16 protein-coding genes are annotated in these 16,515 nt (G+C 65.6%); 6 read left to right on the forward strand and 10 right to left on the reverse strand.

Annotated features, from left to right (window positions below; translation table 11 throughout):
• Positions 1-62 precede the first annotated feature (62 nt).
• The 3 genes from B5X78_RS02535 to B5X78_RS02545 all read left to right on the forward strand — a co-directional run bounded on the left by B5X78_RS02535 (position 63) and on the right by B5X78_RS02545 (position 4,549).
• Positions 63-1,175: a cytochrome-c peroxidase gene (locus B5X78_RS02535; protein WP_217698631.1), complete on the forward strand. Its 1,113-nt coding sequence runs from the start codon at positions 63-65 to the stop codon at positions 1,173-1,175.
• A gap of 388 nt (positions 1,176-1,563) precedes the next feature.
• Positions 1,564-3,747 carry a catalase/peroxidase HPI gene (gene katG / locus B5X78_RS02540; protein WP_079722904.1) on the forward strand — a complete coding sequence of 728 codons (2,184 nt, stop codon included), beginning with the start codon at positions 1,564-1,566 and terminating at the stop codon, positions 3,745-3,747.
• A gap of 190 nt (positions 3,748-3,937) precedes the next feature.
• Positions 3,938-4,549, forward strand: coding sequence for a DUF937 domain-containing protein (locus B5X78_RS02545; protein ID WP_079722905.1), 612 nt, complete (start codon positions 3,938-3,940; stop codon positions 4,547-4,549).
• A 48-nt stretch (positions 4,550-4,597) separates the two neighbouring features.
• Here the strand turns inward: B5X78_RS02545 and B5X78_RS02550 are convergent, their stop codons facing one another.
• The 8 genes from B5X78_RS02550 to ffh form a co-directional block, all read right to left on the reverse strand.
• Entirely contained in the window at positions 4,598-5,008 is a 411-nt protein-coding gene (locus B5X78_RS02550) for an RNA-binding S4 domain-containing protein (protein ID WP_079722906.1), read from the reverse strand.
• 18 nt (positions 5,009-5,026) lie between these two features.
• Entirely contained in the window at positions 5,027-5,293 is a 267-nt protein-coding gene (locus tag B5X78_RS02555; RefSeq protein WP_079722907.1) for a hypothetical protein, read from the reverse strand.
• 113 nt (positions 5,294-5,406) lie between these two features.
• Positions 5,407-5,817, reverse strand: coding sequence for a 50S ribosomal protein L19 (gene rplS, locus B5X78_RS02560; protein WP_079722908.1), 411 nt, complete (start codon positions 5,815-5,817; stop codon positions 5,407-5,409).
• Positions 5,818-5,976: 159 nt separating this feature from the next.
• Complete coding sequence (gene trmD, locus B5X78_RS02565) at positions 5,977-6,732, reverse strand: tRNA (guanosine(37)-N1)-methyltransferase TrmD (RefSeq protein WP_079722909.1); 756 nt, start codon at positions 6,730-6,732, stop codon at positions 5,977-5,979.
• A gap of 61 nt (positions 6,733-6,793) precedes the next feature.
• A complete protein-coding gene (gene rimM / locus B5X78_RS02570; protein WP_079722910.1) occupies positions 6,794-7,321 on the reverse strand; it encodes a ribosome maturation factor RimM in 528 nt (175 codons plus the stop codon).
• 44 nt (positions 7,322-7,365) lie between these two features.
• Positions 7,366-7,623, reverse strand: coding sequence for a 30S ribosomal protein S16 (gene rpsP / locus B5X78_RS02575; RefSeq protein WP_079722911.1), 258 nt, complete (start codon positions 7,621-7,623; stop codon positions 7,366-7,368).
• A gap of 110 nt (positions 7,624-7,733) precedes the next feature.
• Complete coding sequence (locus B5X78_RS02580) at positions 7,734-8,531, reverse strand: aminotransferase class IV family protein (RefSeq protein WP_079724394.1); 798 nt, start codon at positions 8,529-8,531, stop codon at positions 7,734-7,736.
• A 17-nt stretch (positions 8,532-8,548) separates the two neighbouring features.
• Positions 8,549-9,922 carry a signal recognition particle protein gene (ffh, locus tag B5X78_RS02585; RefSeq protein ID WP_079722912.1) on the reverse strand — a complete coding sequence of 458 codons (1,374 nt, stop codon included), beginning with the start codon at positions 9,920-9,922 and terminating at the stop codon, positions 8,549-8,551.
• Between the two features lie 109 nt (positions 9,923-10,031).
• On the opposite strand from ffh, the gene B5X78_RS02590 reads away from it, so the two are divergent.
• Positions 10,032-10,823 carry a cytochrome C assembly family protein gene (locus B5X78_RS02590; protein ID WP_079722913.1) on the forward strand — a complete coding sequence of 264 codons (792 nt, stop codon included), beginning with the start codon at positions 10,032-10,034 and terminating at the stop codon, positions 10,821-10,823.
• A gap of 159 nt (positions 10,824-10,982) precedes the next feature.
• Positions 10,983-12,203 carry a S41 family peptidase gene (locus tag B5X78_RS02595; RefSeq protein ID WP_079722914.1) on the forward strand — a complete coding sequence of 407 codons (1,221 nt, stop codon included), beginning with the start codon at positions 10,983-10,985 and terminating at the stop codon, positions 12,201-12,203.
• Positions 12,204-12,325: 122 nt separating this feature from the next.
• Here B5X78_RS02595 and radA read toward each other — a convergent pair whose 3' ends face one another.
• Together radA and B5X78_RS02605 are read right to left on the reverse strand one after the other, a co-directional pair.
• Complete coding sequence (gene radA / locus B5X78_RS02600) at positions 12,326-13,705, reverse strand: DNA repair protein RadA (RefSeq protein ID WP_079722915.1); 1,380 nt, start codon at positions 13,703-13,705, stop codon at positions 12,326-12,328.
• An 86-nt stretch (positions 13,706-13,791) separates the two neighbouring features.
• Positions 13,792-15,693, reverse strand: a complete 1,902-nt coding sequence (locus B5X78_RS02605) for a M61 family metallopeptidase (RefSeq protein ID WP_079722916.1) — start codon at positions 15,691-15,693, stop codon at positions 13,792-13,794.
• A 147-nt stretch (positions 15,694-15,840) separates the two neighbouring features.
• Here B5X78_RS02605 and B5X78_RS02610 point away from each other — a divergent pair, with 147 nt between their 5' ends.
• On the forward strand, positions 15,841-16,503 hold the full coding sequence (locus tag B5X78_RS02610; RefSeq protein WP_079722917.1) for an HAD hydrolase-like protein: 663 nt from the start codon (positions 15,841-15,843) through the stop codon (positions 16,501-16,503).
• The last annotated feature ends 12 nt before the right edge of the window (positions 16,504-16,515 follow it).

Here is a 16,515-nt window from a genome sequence, read left to right on the forward strand (position 1 = left end):
AATCAATGTGCGCGTGCTTGCGCGCCGACTCCAATGGGCGGGTTTCAAGCCACGGAGTTTCCATGAAGCCCACTCGTTCTTTCACGATCACCTGTCTGGTGATTGCCACGCTCGGCAGCGGCCTGACGGCATGCAAGAAGTCCGAGAGCGTCGACGCGCCCGCCGCCATGCCGACCGCCGACGCTGCGCAAATCGCCGCTCCCGCCGCCGATCCCCTGCGGGACTCGGCCCGCCAACTGTTCCAACCCCTTCCTGACAAGTTGGACAAGGTGCGTGATCAGCCGCTCACCGAGGCCCGCATCGCGCTGGGGCAGAGCCTGTTCTTCGATCCCCGGCTTTCCGGCAGCCATACCATCAGCTGCAACAGCTGCCACAACCTGGGCACGGCCGGCGCCGACAATGTGGTGACTTCCACCGGTCATGGCGGTCAGAAAGGCCCGCGCAATTCGCCGACCGTGCTGAACTCGGTATTCAACCTGGCGCAGTTCTGGGACGGTCGCGCACCGGATCTGAAGGAGCAGGCCAAGGGCCCGGTGCAGAACCCGGTGGAGATGCACAACACGATCGAGCGCGTGGAAGAAACGCTGGACAGCATGCCCGGTTACGTCGAGGCATTTGCCGCGGCCTTTCCCGGCGAGACCGACCCGATCAACTTCGAGAACATGGCGCGTGCCATCGAGGCCTTCGAGGCCACGTTGATCACGCCGAGTTCGCGCTTTGATCAGTTCCTGACCGGCAAGGCCGACTTGAACGCGCAAGAGCGCGAAGGGCTGTCACTGTTCATCGACAAGGGCTGTGTGGCCTGCCATTCCGGCGCCAACGTCGGAGGCCAGGCCTACTTCGCGTTCGGGGCGGTCAAGCGGCCGGACGAAGCGATCTTGCCGCCGGCCGATCTCGGCCGGGCTGCGGTGACCAAGGAAGCCGGCGACGCGTTCGTGTTCCGCGCCGCGCCGCTGCGCAACGTCGCCCGCACCGCGCCCTACTTCCACAGTGGCCAGGTCTGGGACTTGAACGAGGCCATCCGGGTCATGGCGGAAAGCCAGCTGGGCCAAAACCTGTCGGCAACTGAAATCGAGGCGATCGCGGCTTTCCTGCGTTCGTTGGACGGACGCGAACCCGCCATCACCCCGCCCGTCCTGCCCACCAGCACGACCGCGACGCCGCGACCGTTGTAAGCCCGACGCCGGGTTGCAAAGGAACAGCCGCGTAGCGTCGGCTGTTCCGCCCGGCGGCGGTCTCGGGGCCGCTGCCAGGCGCGACCATGGGCGAAGGCGACGGGCTAGTCATAGCTACCCGCTATCAAATACTTCGTCACAATCGATTTTCCATACTCTTCACGCTTGCCTAGTCTGGCAACGGATCGCCACCGGCATAACGAGGACGTGCCCATGTCACTGCATCGACGCTCCCGCTCTGCCTGGCTGATGTTCCTGCGCCAGCGGTGACGGCTCCCGTCACTTGCCTGCCACTACCGGCGAGTACATCTTCTGTCGCTGCGGGCATTCCCCAGCTCAGTTCTCGCCTTCGACGCGTTTTCACCGCCACCACTCAAGGCAGCCGACCATGAATGTTGAAACCAAGTGTCCCTTCCACCAATCCACCAGCGGCCCCAGCAACCGCGATTGGTGGCCCAACCAGTTGCGTCTTGACCTGCTGGCCGCGCATTCGGACAAGTCCAGTCCGATGGACGAGTCGTTCAACTATGCCGAAGAGTTCAAGACCCTGGACTACGAAGGGCTGAAGAAAGATCTGGCCGACCTGATGACCGATTCGCAGGATTGGTGGCCGGCTGACTTCGGTCATTACGGCCCCTTGTTCATCCGCATGGCCTGGCACAGCGCCGGCACCTACCGCATCGCCGATGGTCGCGGCGGCGGCGGTCGTGGCCAGCAACGCTATGCGCCGCTCAACAGCTGGCCGGACAACGTCAGCCTGGACAAGGCGCGCCGGCTGCTGTGGCCAATCAAGCAGAAGTACGGCCGCAAGATTTCCTGGGCGGATCTGATGATCCTGACCGGCAACGTCGCGCTGGAAACCATGGGCTTCAAGACCTTCGGTTTTGGCGGTGGTCGCCCTGACGTGTGGGAACCGGATCTGGATGTGTACTGGGGTTCGGAAACCACCTGGCTGGGCGGCGACAAGCGCTACTCCGGTGATCGCGATCTGGAGAATCCGCTCGGCGCCGTGCAGATGGGCCTGATCTATGTGAACCCGGAAGGCCCCAATGGCAATCCGGATCCGATCGCCGCTGCACGCGACATCCGCGAAACCTTCGCGCGCATGGCGATGAACGATGAAGAGACGGTGGCGCTGATTGCCGGCGGCCACACCTTCGGCAAGACCCACGGCGCAGGCGAAACCTCGCATGTGGGCAAGGATCCGGAAGCGCAGGACATCGTCGCCCAGGGCTTGGGCTGGCACAGCACGCATGGCACCGGCATCGCGGGCGATGCCATCACCAGCGGCCTGGAAGTCACCTGGACCTCGTCGCCGACCAAGTGGAGCAACAATTTCTTCTGGAATTTGTTTGGCTACGAGTGGGAGCTGACCACCAGCCCGGCTGGCGCGCATCAATGGCAGCCCAAGAATGGCGCCGGCGCCAACACGGTGCCGGATGCGCATGACAAGACCAAGCGTCGCGCGCCCGCCATGCTCACCACCGATCTGTCGCTGCGTTTCGATCCGGCTTACGAAAAGATCTCGCGCCGGTTCCTGGAAAATCCCGACCAGTTTGCCGACGCCTTCGCCCGCGCCTGGTTCAAGCTGACCCATCGCGACATGGGCCCGCGCTCGCGTTACCTGGGCCCGGAAGTGCCGAGTGAAGAACTGATCTGGCAGGACCCGACCCCGGCGGCGGACAAGGCGCCGATTGATGACGCCGACATTGCCGCGCTGAAGAAGCAGATCCTGGCCTCGGGTCTGTCCATCGCCGAACTGGTCTCCACGGCCTGGGCTTCGGCCGCCACGTTCCGTGGCTCGGACAAGCGCGGCGGCGCCAACGGTGCGCGCATTCGCCTGGCCCCGCAGAAAGACTGGGAAGTCAACGAACCGGCGCAATTGCAGAAGGTGCTGGCGACGCTGGAAGGCATCCAGAAAGACTTCAACGCAGCGCAGGCCGGCAAGCAGGTGTCGCTGGCCGATTTGATCGTGCTGGGCGGTTCGGCCGCAGTGGAACAGGCGGCGCGCAACGGTGGCCACGAGGTGAGCGTGCCGTTCTCGCCGGGCCGCACCGATGCGTCCGCCGAACAGACCGACGCGCATTCGTTCGATGTGCTGGAACCGGTGGCCGACGGCTTCCGCAACTACCTCAAGGCCAAGTACGTGGTGCCGGCCGAAGTGCTGCTGATCGACAAGGCGCAGCTGCTCACCTTGACCGCGCCGGAAATGACGGTGCTGGTGGGTGGCCTGCGCATGTTGGGTGGCAATGTGGGCAAGACGCGCCATGGCGTGTTCACCGATCGCGAAGAGACGCTGTCCAATGATTACTTCGTCAACCTGCTGAGCATGGGCACGGAGTGGAAAGCCACGGCCGATAATGAAGCCGTGTTCGAAGCCAAGGACCGCAAGACCGGTGAAGTGAAGTGGACCGGCACGCGCGTGGATTTGATCTTCGGGTCCAACTCGCAGCTGCGGGCGCTGGCCGAGGTCTACGCCAGTGCGGATGCCAAAGCCAAGTTCGTCGAACACTTTGTGGCGGCGTGGGGCAAGGTGATGAACCTGGATCGCTTTGATCTTGCCAGGACTTGATTGAGCCGAGCCAGCGGAATCCATTTCCGTTGAATGGTCGAAGGCCGCGCATCCACGATGCGCGGCCTTTTTCATGGACGGGACTCAAGCGTCCCGACCGGCGGCGCCGCAACGTTGCAGGTCCCTAACATCGCGGGCGTATGCTTGCGCCAGCCAGGCCCTTTCCGCGTTCTTCCCCACGAGGTGTCGCATGAACACGTCACTGACCGAGCAATTGTTTTCGCAGCTGCAGGGCGCGCCCTTGCAGCAGGTGTCGCAGCAGTTGGGTATCGACCAGAGCCAGGCGTCCAATGCCATCGGCGCCGCCCTGCCCTTGTTGATGGGCGCACTGGGTCGCAATGCCGCGCAACCGCAGGGGGCCGAAGCGCTGTTTGGCGCCTTGCAGCGCGATCACAGCAGTGGCTTTGATCTGGGCGGCCTGCTGGGTTCCGTGCTGGGCGGCGGTGGCGCCACGCCACAGACCGACGGCGCCGGGATTCTGGGCCATGTGCTGGGTGGCAATCAGGACCGCGCCGCCTTGGGCGTTGGCCAGGCCGCAGGATTGGCCGGTCCGCAAGCCAAGCAGTTGCTGGCGATTCTTGCGCCGATCGTACTGTCCTTCCTGGCGCAGCGGATGATGCAGGGAGGCCAGGCCTCGCCCGCGGCGTTGAGCCAGACGCTGGACCAGGAACACGCACAGGTCACCGAGCAGGGACTGGGCGGCGGCATCCTGGGTGCGGTGCTGGATCAGGATGGCGATGGCCAGCTGGGACTGGGCGATCTGATGAAACTTGGCGGCGGCCTGTTCGGCGGCGGGCGCTGATCGGCGCGCACCGACCGCCCTGCGCGCCTTGCGAAGCCGCCGGCGCGCTTACATCGCGTCGATGTCGCCCAGCGCGCGTATCAATCGGCGCGCGCGCTTGTCCGGCTTCGACAGCGGCGCCTGGTAACCCGTCCGCGCTGCACGACGTTCGGCGGCGGCGGCATCGCGACGCAGGCGCGACGCCTCGCTCTCCACATACAGTGCCTGGGCGACCGGGGCCGGGCCGCGTTGATCACTCAATGCGGCAACGCTGACTTCAAACTGCTCTTCGCCGCGCGTGATCGTCAACGTGTCGTTGACCCGCACGGAGCGCGAAGCCTTGGCGCGTTGTCCGCCCACTTCCACCTTGCCGGTTTCCACCGCCTGCTTGGCCAGGCTGCGCGTCCTGTAGAAGCGCGCCGCCCACAACCAGATGTCCAGGCGCAATGCGGCGATGTTGTCAGTGGCAGTGTCGGTCATCAATCGGTCGCGGCAAGGTCAAGGATGGGTAGGACTCAGGGGTTGCTGGCAGTCTTTGGCCACGTGGGCATCCACGTAGCGGTCACGTTTTTCCAGCTCTTCGGCCGTGGCATTGGACAACGTCGGCATGCGATCGGCGGCTTCGCGTCGTTGATCGGCGCACCACGGGTATGGATCCTTGGCCGGGTCTGCACTGCTGACGCTGCTGTCGGATGCGCAACCGGCCTGCGTGGCCGCGCCACCGGCAAGACACAACAGGAGAGCAAGATTCGTGAGGTTCTTCATGGCAATGCACCACGCTGGAAGGAAGGATTCTCCCGCCTCCATGATGTAGCCACGCCAAACGCAAACGGCCACCCGAAGGTGGCCGTTCGTCGCAGCTGGCAGATGCGGCGGAATTATTCCGAAGCAGCGGCAGCAGCCAGACGCGCCTTCTTGGCGGCGGCATTGGCGGCCAGATCTTCCTTGATGCGCGCAGCCTTGCCTTCCAGATCGCGCAGGTAGTACAGCTTGCCCGAACGCACCTTGCCGCGACGCTTCACTTCGACCGAGTCGATGGCGGCGCTGTGGGTCTGGAACACGCGCTCGACGCCGTAGCCGTGCGAAATCTTGCGGACGGTGAACGCGGAGTTCAGGCCGGCGTTCTTCTTGCCGATGACCACGCCTTCGTAGGCCTGCACGCGCTCACGGTTGCCTTCCTTCACCTTGACGTTCACGACGACGGTGTCGCCGGGACCGAAAGCGGGCAGCTCGCGCTGAATCTGGGCGGCTTCGAATTCCGCGATGATGGACTTGTTGAGACTGCTCATGGTGGCACCGTGTAGTAAGCGTGGGTGTGTCGTTCGACAACGTAGGCTGATGCAGTCGCCGGTTTGCGCTGCACGATATTCTTATGGGGTTCCCGGCCTGACTCGGCTCGGGAGCCCGGCATCTTACTGATTTTTCTCGCCGTTGGCTAGAAGCCGGAGCTATTTCTGCCCGCGGGCGGCGTGTTCGGCCCGGAAGGCCTCGAGCAGGGCCCGATCCGCCCGGGACAGCCCCGCCTCATCCAGCAAATCCGGCCGCCGCAGCCAGGTCCGACCCAGCGACTGCTGGCGGCGCCAGCGGGCGATTTCCGCATGGTTGCCCGACTTGAGCACCGCCGGCACATCGCCCCACGCGTGCTGGCTGGGGTGGGTGTAATGCGGGCAATCCAGCAGGCCATCGCCCTCGAAACTGTCCTGGATGGCCGAGTCGGCATCGTTGAGGGCGCCTTCCTGCAGCCGGCCCACGGCGTCGATCAACACGGCCGCTGCCAGTTCCCCGCCAGACAGCACGTAGTCGCCGATGGAGATTTCCCGGTCCACTTCGGCCTCCAGGAAGCGCTCGTCCACGCCTTCGTAGCGGCCACACAACAGGATCATCCGCGGCATGGCCGCCAGTTCGCGCACCAGCGGCTGGGTCAGCGGCTGACCCTGTGGGCTGAGGTAAATCACCGGTGCGGGGCGCTCGTCGGCTTGCCGGGCCGCGGCCAGGCAGCGGCGCAGCGGCTCGATCATCATCACCATGCCGGGGCCACCGCCAAAGGGTCGGTCATCGACCCGGCGGTAATTGCCCTCGGCATAGTCGCGGGGATTCCAGCCCTGCAATGCGATCAGCCCACGCTCCTGCGCACGGCCCACCACGCCCACGGCCGCGGCCTGGGCGATGAATTCCGGGAACAGGGTCAGGACATCGATGCGCATGGGGCAGCAGAGTAGGCGGAGCGCGGGCGTCTGGCTATGGCGAAGCCGGACGCGCCGAGCCTCAAAAGTCGGCGTCCCAGTCCACCGTGATGCGACCGGCGTCGAAATCGACTTCGCGGATGACGTCGGGCTCGAGGAAGGGAATCATGCGTTCGCGCTCGCCGCGCGCCACCAGCACATCGTTAGCGCCGGTCGAAAACAGATGCGAAACGCGGCCGAAATCCACGCCTTCCAGGTTCACCACCTGCAGGTCTTCCAGATCGACCCAGTAGAACTCGCCCGCACTGGGCGGCGGCAACGCAGCGCGCGAGACCAATATCTCGGTGCCGCGCAATGCCTCGGCAGCATCACGATCCGCAACGCCCGGCACGTCGGCGACGACCACCTTGCCGGAGCTCTTGCCACGCACGCCGGATATCTCGCGCTCGGCGCCGTCGGCGCTGCGCAGGATCCACGGTTGATAGCGGAAAATGCTGTCGCGTGGCTCGGTCCACGATTCCAGTTTGACCTGGCCGCGAATACCGAAAGCGCCCGTGAAGCGGCCCAGCAGAATGGTTTTCTGCTGGCGCGACGGGCGCTCGGTGTCCATGTGCGAAGCAGTGGCCACGCCGTCTGCGGGCGTGGCCGCAGACATCAGGCCGAAGCCTGGGCCTTGGCCGCTTCCTTGTACAGGGTGCGGACCTTTTCAGTCAGCTGGGCGCCATTGCCCACCCAGTGATCAACGCGTGCTACGTCGAGTTCGACGCGCTTTTCCGCACCCGAGGCGACCGGGTTGTAGTAACCCACGCGCTCGATGTTGCGGCCGTCACGCGCGCTGCGCGAGTCGGTGACGATGATGTGGTAGAAGGGACGCTTCTTGGCGCCGCCACGAGTAAGACGGATCTTGACCATTGCTTGATTTCCAGTGTTGCCCAGTCGCCAGGGTGGCGAGGTAAGCCGGCAATTCTAAGCCATTGAAGCAAGGAAGGAAACCTTGCCGCGCTCCCCGCGGCTGGGGGCGCTCAGTCGAGCGCGTCCCAGGTCTGGGTCGCCAGGGCCCGTTCCAGCAGGCCCAACAGGGCGGCATCGACCGGCCAGCTGGCCTGATCGATGGCCGTCACCGCCTGAAAACCACTGGCATTGCTGGCGAATGCGGCCTGGAAAGCGGTCAGGTCGTCCAGTCTCACCACCCTGCTGGACTGGGGAATGCCCAACGCCGCCAGGCCGTCCGCGATCAGGCGTTCATTCGTGCCGCGCAAGGCCGGCCCTTCCGGCCATACCACCTGCTGGCCATCCCACAGGCCCAGGTTCCAGATGGAGCCTTCGATGAGCTGGCCGTCCTGTCCGACGAAAAGCGCATCGTCCCATCCATCCTGCAATGCCAACCGACGATGGTGGAACAGCGGGAACGTGCCCACGTGCTTGATATGCGGCAGCGGACGCGTAAAGACGTACGACTTGACCCGCAGCGGCGGCTTGTCCGGTGAGGTGGGCGGCGACAAAGTCACCAGCAAATCGACCTCGACCGGGCGCAGGGCATGGCGGTAATCAAAGCCGCGCGCGAACACGGTCAGGCGCAGCGATGAATCCCCTGGCCCTGCGCACACGGCATCGCGCAGCACCTCACGGATGCGGTCCTGGTCCAGTTCGGTGGAGAACAGTTCGCGCGTTGCGGCCTGCAGACGATCGAGGTGGTGGCGCAGTCCCTGTACCGCCCTGCCCCGCACCTGCATGGCGGTGAAGTGGCCATAGTTGCCGATCGCCAGGGCGCGCAAATCATCGGCGCTGGCGTCGCGGCCATTGAGTCGGGTGATGACCATGGCCGCGGGCGTGGCGATCAACGGAACGGCAGGCCGCCGCGGGCGCCGCCCATCATGCCCTTCATCCCGCGCATCAAGCCCTTCATGCCGCCGCCGGCCAGCTTGCCCATCATCTTTTCCATTTGCTGGTACTGCTTCATCAGCTTGTTGACGTCGGCCGGCGTGGTGCCCGAGCCACGCGCGATGCGCGCGCGACGCGAGCCATTGAGCAACGCCGGGTTGCGGCGTTCCTTCTTGGTCATCGAACCGATGATGGCGATCATCCGCGGCACTTCCTTGCCGGCGGCGACCTGCTGCTTCACGTGGTCGGGGATGTTGCCCATGCCCGGCAGCTTGTCCATCAAGCCACCGATGCCGCCCATGTTCTGCATCTGCTCCAACTGATCGCGCATGTCGTTGAGGTCGAACTTCTTGCCCTTGGCGACCTTGGCGGCGAGCTTCTCGGCCTTCTCGCGATCAACGCCCTGTTCCACCTGCTCGACCAGCGACAGCACGTCGCCCATGTCGAGGATGCGGTTGGCCACGCGTTCGGGATGGAACACATCCAGGCCGTCGGGCTTCTCGCCCACGCCGATGAACTTGATCGGCTTGCCGGTGATGTAGCGCACCGACAGCGCGGCGCCGCCACGGGCGTCACCGTCGGTCTTGGTCAGCACCACGCCGGTCAACGGCAGGGCTTCGCTGAAGGCCTTGGCGGTGTTGGCCGCGTCCTGGCCGGTCATGGCATCAACCACGAACAGCGTTTCCACCGGCGCGACCGCCGCGTGCAGCGCCTTGATTTCGCCCATCATCGCTTCGTCGATCGCCAGGCGGCCGGCGGTATCAACGATAAGCACGTCCACGAACGATTTTTTCGCATCGTCGATGGCGGCGCGGACGATGGCTTCGGGCTTCTGCCCGGCATCGGAGGGGAAGAACAGCACGTCGACCTGCTGGGCCAGGGTCTTGAGCTGCTCGATCGCGGCCGGGCGGTAGACGTCGGCGCTGACCACCATCACCTTCTTCTTGCGGCGCTCCTTCAGGTGCTTGGCCAGCTTGCCCACGGTGGTGGTCTTGCCGGCACCCTGCAGGCCGGCCATCAGGATGACCGCCGGCGCCGGCACATTGAGGTTCAGATCGCTGGCCTGCGAACCCATCACCGCGGTCAGCTCATCGCGGACCACCTTGATCAGGGCCTGGCCCGGGGTCAGTGACTTCAGCACTTCCTGGCCGACCGCACGCACCTTGATGCGTTCGATCAGCGCCTGCACCACCGGCAAGGCGACATCGGCTTCGAGCAGGGCGATGCGCACCTCGCGGGTGGCTTCGCGGATGTTCTCCTCGCTCAGCCGGCCGCGGCCGCGCAGGCGTTCGATGGTGCCGGACAGGCGCTGGGTGAGGGACTCGAACATGATTCACTGAAATGCGGAGTGGGCGGCGATTATAGCCCGCCGCGTCGACCCGTCCCGGTGAGCAAGCGGCTTGCTATGCCGGCCTGCGCGGCTATGCGACACTCATTCGATGACAATTGTTCTCATCGCCGTCCTCGCCTACCTGGTGGCCACGGGCCTGCTGGTCCGAGCCGCCGCACAGTCGCGCCTGCAACTGCAGCGCATCTGGCTGGGGCCGGCCGTGCTGGCCTTGCTGATGCACGCCGACTACCACCTGTGGGTGGCATGGCGCACGCCGGGCGGGCCGGACATGCATTTCTACTCGGCGCTGTCGCTGGTCGGCCTGGGCATGGCGGCGATGACAACCTTGGCCGGTGCACGCGGGCGTCTGGCGGCGCTGGGTGTGTTCGCCTTCCCCTTGGCGGCCGTGTTGCTGGCGCTCTACCACCAACAAGGCCACCGCCCCGGCAATGGCATGGACTGGCGTCTGCAGTTGCATGCCTGGCTGGCGCTGCTGGCCTACGCCACGCTGGCCATCGCGGCACTGCTGGCAGTGATGCTGTGGTTGCAGGAACGCGCCCTGCGCCGGCGCCGCTTCCATCCCTGGTTGCGTGCGCTGCCGCCGCTGACCGAACTGGAAGACCTCCTGTTCCGCACGATTGCAGTGGGCTTTGCCCTGCTGACGGCGACGCTGTTGACCGGCGTGCTGTTCGTCGAAAACCTGCTGGCCCAGCATCTGGTCCACAAGACCGTGCTGAGCGTGTTGTCCTGGCTGGCGTTCGGCGCGCTGCTGATGGGTCGCTGGCGTTACGGCTGGCGCGGCAGCAAGGCGGTGGGCTGGACTCTGGCCGCGATGGCGCTGCTGCTGCTGGCGTTCTTCGGCAGCAAGTACGTGATCGAGCAGGTGCTGCAGCGCGGGTAAGCCGCCGCACCGCCGCAGCCATCCATTCGAGCATCTGCCCGGCGACTCCATCCTGCCATTGCCGGGTTCCGTCGGACCGGGGCCGTTCCCGTCGCTTTCCGCTGTCCGCCATGACGGGCCTCGCCTAGCCTTGCCGGTCTCTGCCTTCGGAGTGCCGCCATGTCCCCTGCATCGCCCGGTCGTTGGTATCGAACTCGTCGCTGGATGTTGCGCTCCGCAGCCGCCCTGGTGGTGGTCGCGGTGGCGCTGGTGGCGTGGGACGCCGCCAGCTACGACGCGCGCCCCTGGCTGGCCGACTACGCACGCATCAAGCACGGCATGGCGCAGGGCTATGCCAACCTGGATTGGATATCGCAGCAGCGGCGCGTGGATCTGGCCGCACTGGATCGACGCACCACCCAGGCATTGACCAACGCGCATTCGCGTGTTCGTGCGTTCTTCGTGCTCAGGGATTTCGTCCGGGCGTTCAAGGATCCTCACCTCCGCTTCGAGCAGCGGCAGTCGGCGGCGCCGGCAGGCCAGGTCGGCAGCGTTGTCGAGCAGGTCGCCAATGAAAAGCTGGCCGTCGTGGCCAGCTGCGAAGCCGCCGGCTATGAAGAGGGCAACCACGCCTTCCGCTTCGACTTCGCCCAATTACCCGGCTGGCGACAACTGGCAGACGGCCCCTTTCCCACCGGGATCGCCGGCGATGTCGGCGTGCTGCGCATCGCGCAGTTCGGCGAAGACCGCTATCTGGCCAGTTGCCGGCAGGTGCTCCGGTCCGGGCTGGATGCCCGCGCCCTGCAGCTCGCCGTGCGTGCGCGCCTGCAGGAGCAACTGCGGCAACGCCTCGCTGCATTGCAGGCGAGCGGAGCCAAACGCCTGCTCGTGGATGTCAGCGGCAACGGCGGCGGCAGCGAATGGGTCAGCGACGTCATTGCGTTGATGACGGATCGCCGGATGAGTCGCGCCGCCCCTCGCCTCGTCGCACCTGCCTGCCAGCGCGCGCGGGTTTGGCAGGGACATCGGGATTGCCCGGTGTTCGACCTCGCCCTGGAACGCGAAGAGTTGGTCGGTACCGGCGCGTGGCAAGGACCTGTGCTGATTCTCAGCGATGGGGGCACGGCGTCGGCGTCGGAAGACTTCGTTGCCTGGCTGCAACAGAACCACGTGGCTACCGTCATCGGTGAGCGCACGCTGGGAGCCGGCTGCGGCTATGTCGACGGCGGCACGCGCGTGTCGCTGCACGAACTGCCGCTGGACGTGGTGATGCCCAACTGCGCACGATTCCTGGAAGACGGGCGCAACGAGATCGAGGGGATTGCGCCGGATGTGCCGCTGGAGGTGGCGGCGGAGGATGCGCCGGCGCAGTTGGCTTCATTGCTTCGGGGCCGGCTTTGAACAGACGAATATCTGGTCAGCCCCATTTGCAGGGGCTTCGGGGCTGAAGCCCCTCCTACGGGATGGCTGCGGGATCGCTGCTTCGCGCGATGCTTGACGCGCGAAGCAGCGCCCACGTCGGCTCAATCTGCGGCGGCTTCAATCGCTTGCGACAGGCGCTCGACCGCGATGACTTCCAGGCCCTTGAACGTGCCGGATTTGGGCGCATTGCCCTTGGGCACGATGGCGCGCTTGAAGCCATGCGTCGCCGCTTCGCGCAGGCGTTCCTCGCCATTGGGCACCGGACGGATTTCACCGGACAGGCCGACCTCGCCAAAGGCCACGGTCTTTTCGCCCAGCGGGCGGTCGCGCAGTGATGACAACACCGCCAGCAGCACCGGCAAATCGGCCGCGGTTTCCTGCACGCGGATGCCGCCGACCACGTTGACGAACACGTCCTGATCGCCCACCACGATGCCGCCATGCCGATGCAGCACGGCCAGCAGCATCGCCAGGCGGTTCTGCTCCAGCCCCACGGCGACGCGGCGCGGATTGGACAAGGGCGAGGAGTCCACCAGCGCCTGCACTTCCACCATCAACGGACGCGTGCCTTCGCGTGTGACCAACACGCAGCTGCCCGGCTGGTTGCTGCTGCCGGACAGGAAAATCGCCGACGGATTGGGCACTTCCTTCAGGCCCTTCTCGCCCATCGCGAACACGCCCAACTCGTTGACGGCGCCAAAGCGGTTCTTGAACGCGCGCAGGATGCGGAAGCGGCTGCCGCTTTCGCCTTCGAAGTACAGCACCGCATCCACCATGTGTTCGAGCACGCGCGGGCCGGCGATGCCGCCTTCCTTGGTCACGTGACCGACCAGGAACACGGCGGTGCCGGTTTCCTTGGCATAGCGCACCAGCCGGGCGGCGCTCTCGCGCACCTGGCTGACCGAACCGGGGGCAGCGGTGAGCGATTCGGTCCACAAAGTCTGTACCGAGTCAGCCACGATCAGTCGCGGTCGCGCGGCGGCGGCATGCTGCAGGATGTTCTCCACGCCGGTCTCCGCCAACGCCTGCAGGTTGTCCAGCGGTAGGTCCAGGCGCACGGCGCGTCCGGCCACCTGCGCCAGCGATTCCTCGCCGGTGATGTAGAGCGCGGGAAGGCTGTCCGACATCCTGGCAAGCGCCTGCAGCAGCAGGGTCGACTTGCCGATGCCCGGATCGCCGCCCACCAGCACCACTGCGCCTTCCACCAGGCCGCCACCCAGCACGCGATCGAACTCGCCGATGCCGGTGGACACGCGCGCCTCTTCGCTATGGCGCACGTCCTTGAGCGCGGTGATTTTCGGCGCCTCGGCCTTGCCCGCCCAGCCGCTGCGGCGCGCGGCCGGCGGACCGGCCCCGGCGACCGGCTCCAGCACGATCTGGGTCAGCGAGTTCCAGGCATTGCACTCGGTGCACTGCCCTTGCCATTTGGAATATTCCGCGCCGCATTCGCTGCAGACGTACGCTGTCTTCGCCTTGCCCATCGTGGTTGTCGCTTGGAGGTCTGGCCGACGAGGATACCGGAGTCAATCGCGCAGACTGCGACACGGCCCCCGTCGGCTGTTTCCGATCAGCGCGCCTTGTACAGCTCCGTCAGGCGATCCGGCTTGCCGGCGATGCGTTCCAGCTTGGGATACTGCAGGCCGTCGAAGTAGGCGATGCGTACGCTCTCGACCCGGTCAAAGCGTTTGACCACCAGGTCAATCGGGGCCTTGCTGTCCTTGGCCGCCTTGACCGCATTCTTCAATGCATCGGCGCTGTAGGCGCGGCCATTGACCGCAATCAGGTTCATGCTCGGCGCCAGGCCGGCGTTGAACGCCGGGCCATCCCAGCGCACATCGGTCAGGTCACCCTTGTCGTTGATGCTCATGCCCAGCGAGTACGTGAGGTCGGCGCCCTTGCGGCGGCCTTCCATCGCCTTGAACGCGTCAGACGGCGTGTCGGTATAGACCAGCTTCCAGCCCGCCGCTTCCAGCCCGCCAATCAACGGCCCGTGGCCATCCACGCGCGTGCGCAGGAAGCCGGCCCAGTCGAACGGTGCGATGCCGTTGAGCGTGGCGACGATGTCGTCGAAGGTGTACGGGTTGACCTCCCACTCGCCATTGCCCATGCCGAAGAAGGCCTTGGCGAAGTCGTCGATGGAACGCTTGTTGCCGCTCAACTCGCGCAGCTTGCCATCCACTTCCAGCCAGATCATCAGGCCACCGGAGTAGTAATCCTCGCTCATCTGGTAGTTGCGGAACGGCAGCGAACGACGTTGCGCGATGGTTGGATCGTTGGTGGTGTCCTGGATGTTGCGCCAGGCCAGGCCGGGACGACCGCGGTCATACACGCCCGCGGTGAGCGCCAGCATTTCCTGCGCCTGCTGCTGCGTCCACAGACCCGAACGCGCCGCCAGCACGGTGCCGAAGAACTGGGTCTGCCCTTCATACAGCCACAGCAGGCTGTCACCCATCGGCACGTTGAAACTGGGCGTGGCCAGATCCGCGCCGCGACGGTACTTGCCGTTCCAGGAGTGGTTGAATTCGTGCGGCAGCAGATCGCGTCCCTGCCAGGTCTTCTCCCAGTCGGTGAAGTAGCCGCGTTCGCCACTGTTCTCGCTGGAGCGATGGTGTTCCAGGCCGATGCCGCCGAGATTGTCGGTCAGCGCCAGCAGGAACTCGTAGTGATCAAAATGACGCGCGCCATAGAGTTTGCTGGCCTGGGTGACCAGGGTCTGGTGCGCCTTGATCTGCTCGGGCTTCATTTCCAGATCTTCGGCTTCGTCGGCGAAGACATTCAGATGCACCGGCTGCTTGGCGCCCGGATCCAGATCGATGCGCTTGTAGTGCTTGCCGGCGAACATCGGCGAGTCGACCAGATCATCGAAGTCGATGGTCTTGAAATGCACGGTGTCGCCGTCGCGACGTTCAGTGGTCAATGCCGTGGCGTATGACCAGCCTGCGGGCAGCTTGACGCTGGCCTGGGCGGGAATGTTGGCGGCGTTGTAGCCGGCCGGGTACAGCGCGGCGAAGTTCCATTGCAGGTTGAGCATGTCCGGCGTCATCACTACCCGCCCCTGCGAGCCACCCTGCGAGGACAGGTACTGGAACTCGGTGACGACTTCGCTCGCGCCTGCGGGCACCTCGACGTGGAAGGCGTACACGTTGAACTGATCGCGCATCCACGGCAAGCGTTGTCCATTGGCGGTGATCACCAGGCCGGCGAGCTTCTCGATGGGGCCGGACGGCGAATGATTGCCCGGCAACCATTGCGGATACAGCAGGGTCAGGCGACCGGGCTGGGCGGGGATGGTTTCGCGGATGCGGAAGATACGCCGGTTCAGATCGGTGGCATCGACTTCGATGCGCAGACTGCCGTTGAAGGGAATGTCTTTCGGTGCCGGCACCTCATCGGCGGAGGCGGCGCCGGCGTAGCCGCCGGTCAAGCTCAACAACACGGTCAGGGCAAGGGCAAGGCGGTCACGCTTCATCAACAATTCCGGGGCTGCGGGCAAGCCGTCGATGCTACCGGCGCCGGGTGGCGGCTCCGTAGGCCAAAGGTCATGCTGAACGCGGCGGTGTGCGATCGTGGTCGCGGCTGCGGCACACTGGCCTGCCCTGCTCTGCTTGCATCACGCATGGCCGACACGCCCACTCCCGCTACTGCCGCGCTCGCCTACGATCTGGTGATCTTCGACCTTGACGGCACGCTGGTCGATTCGTTCGCCTTCTTTGCGCGCTCGCACAACCGGCTGGCGACGCGATTTGGCTTCCGTTCGCTGGACAATGAGCAGATACAGACACTGCGCGGAAAGCCCGCGCGCGAGATCATCCAGGCCACCGGCCTGCCGTTGTGGAAGCTGCCGCAGGTGGTGACCGCCTTCCGCCGGCTGGTCAGCGCCGAAGGCCACGAGATAGAGCGCTTCGCCGGCGTCGATGCCGCGCTGGCCCAGTTGGCCGACGCCGGCGTGCGCCTGGCGCTGGTGTCGTCGAACAGCGCCGAAAACTGCCGTCGCCTGTTGGGCGAGGACAACTGGGCACGGCTGGCGCATGTGGCCTGCGGCAGTTCGCTGTTCGGCAAGCACCGACATCTGACCCATGTGCTGCGCGAGGCACGCATGCCGGCAAGTCGCGCGATCTATGTGGGCGATCAGTTGGAAGACGCGCAAGCGGCCGCGCGTGCGGGCATCGCATTCGCCGGCGTGAGCTGGGGCTATGCGACGCCCGAAGCGCTGCAGGGCGCCGGACCGGCGCGCATGCTGGACGATGTGCAGGCGATAACAGCGCTGGCGCTGGCCTGAGGTTGGCGCAGG

Source organism: Pseudoxanthomonas indica (assembly GCF_900167565.1).
In the GTDB taxonomy this organism is placed as follows: Bacteria; Pseudomonadota; Gammaproteobacteria; order Xanthomonadales; family Xanthomonadaceae; genus Pseudoxanthomonas_A; species Pseudoxanthomonas_A indica.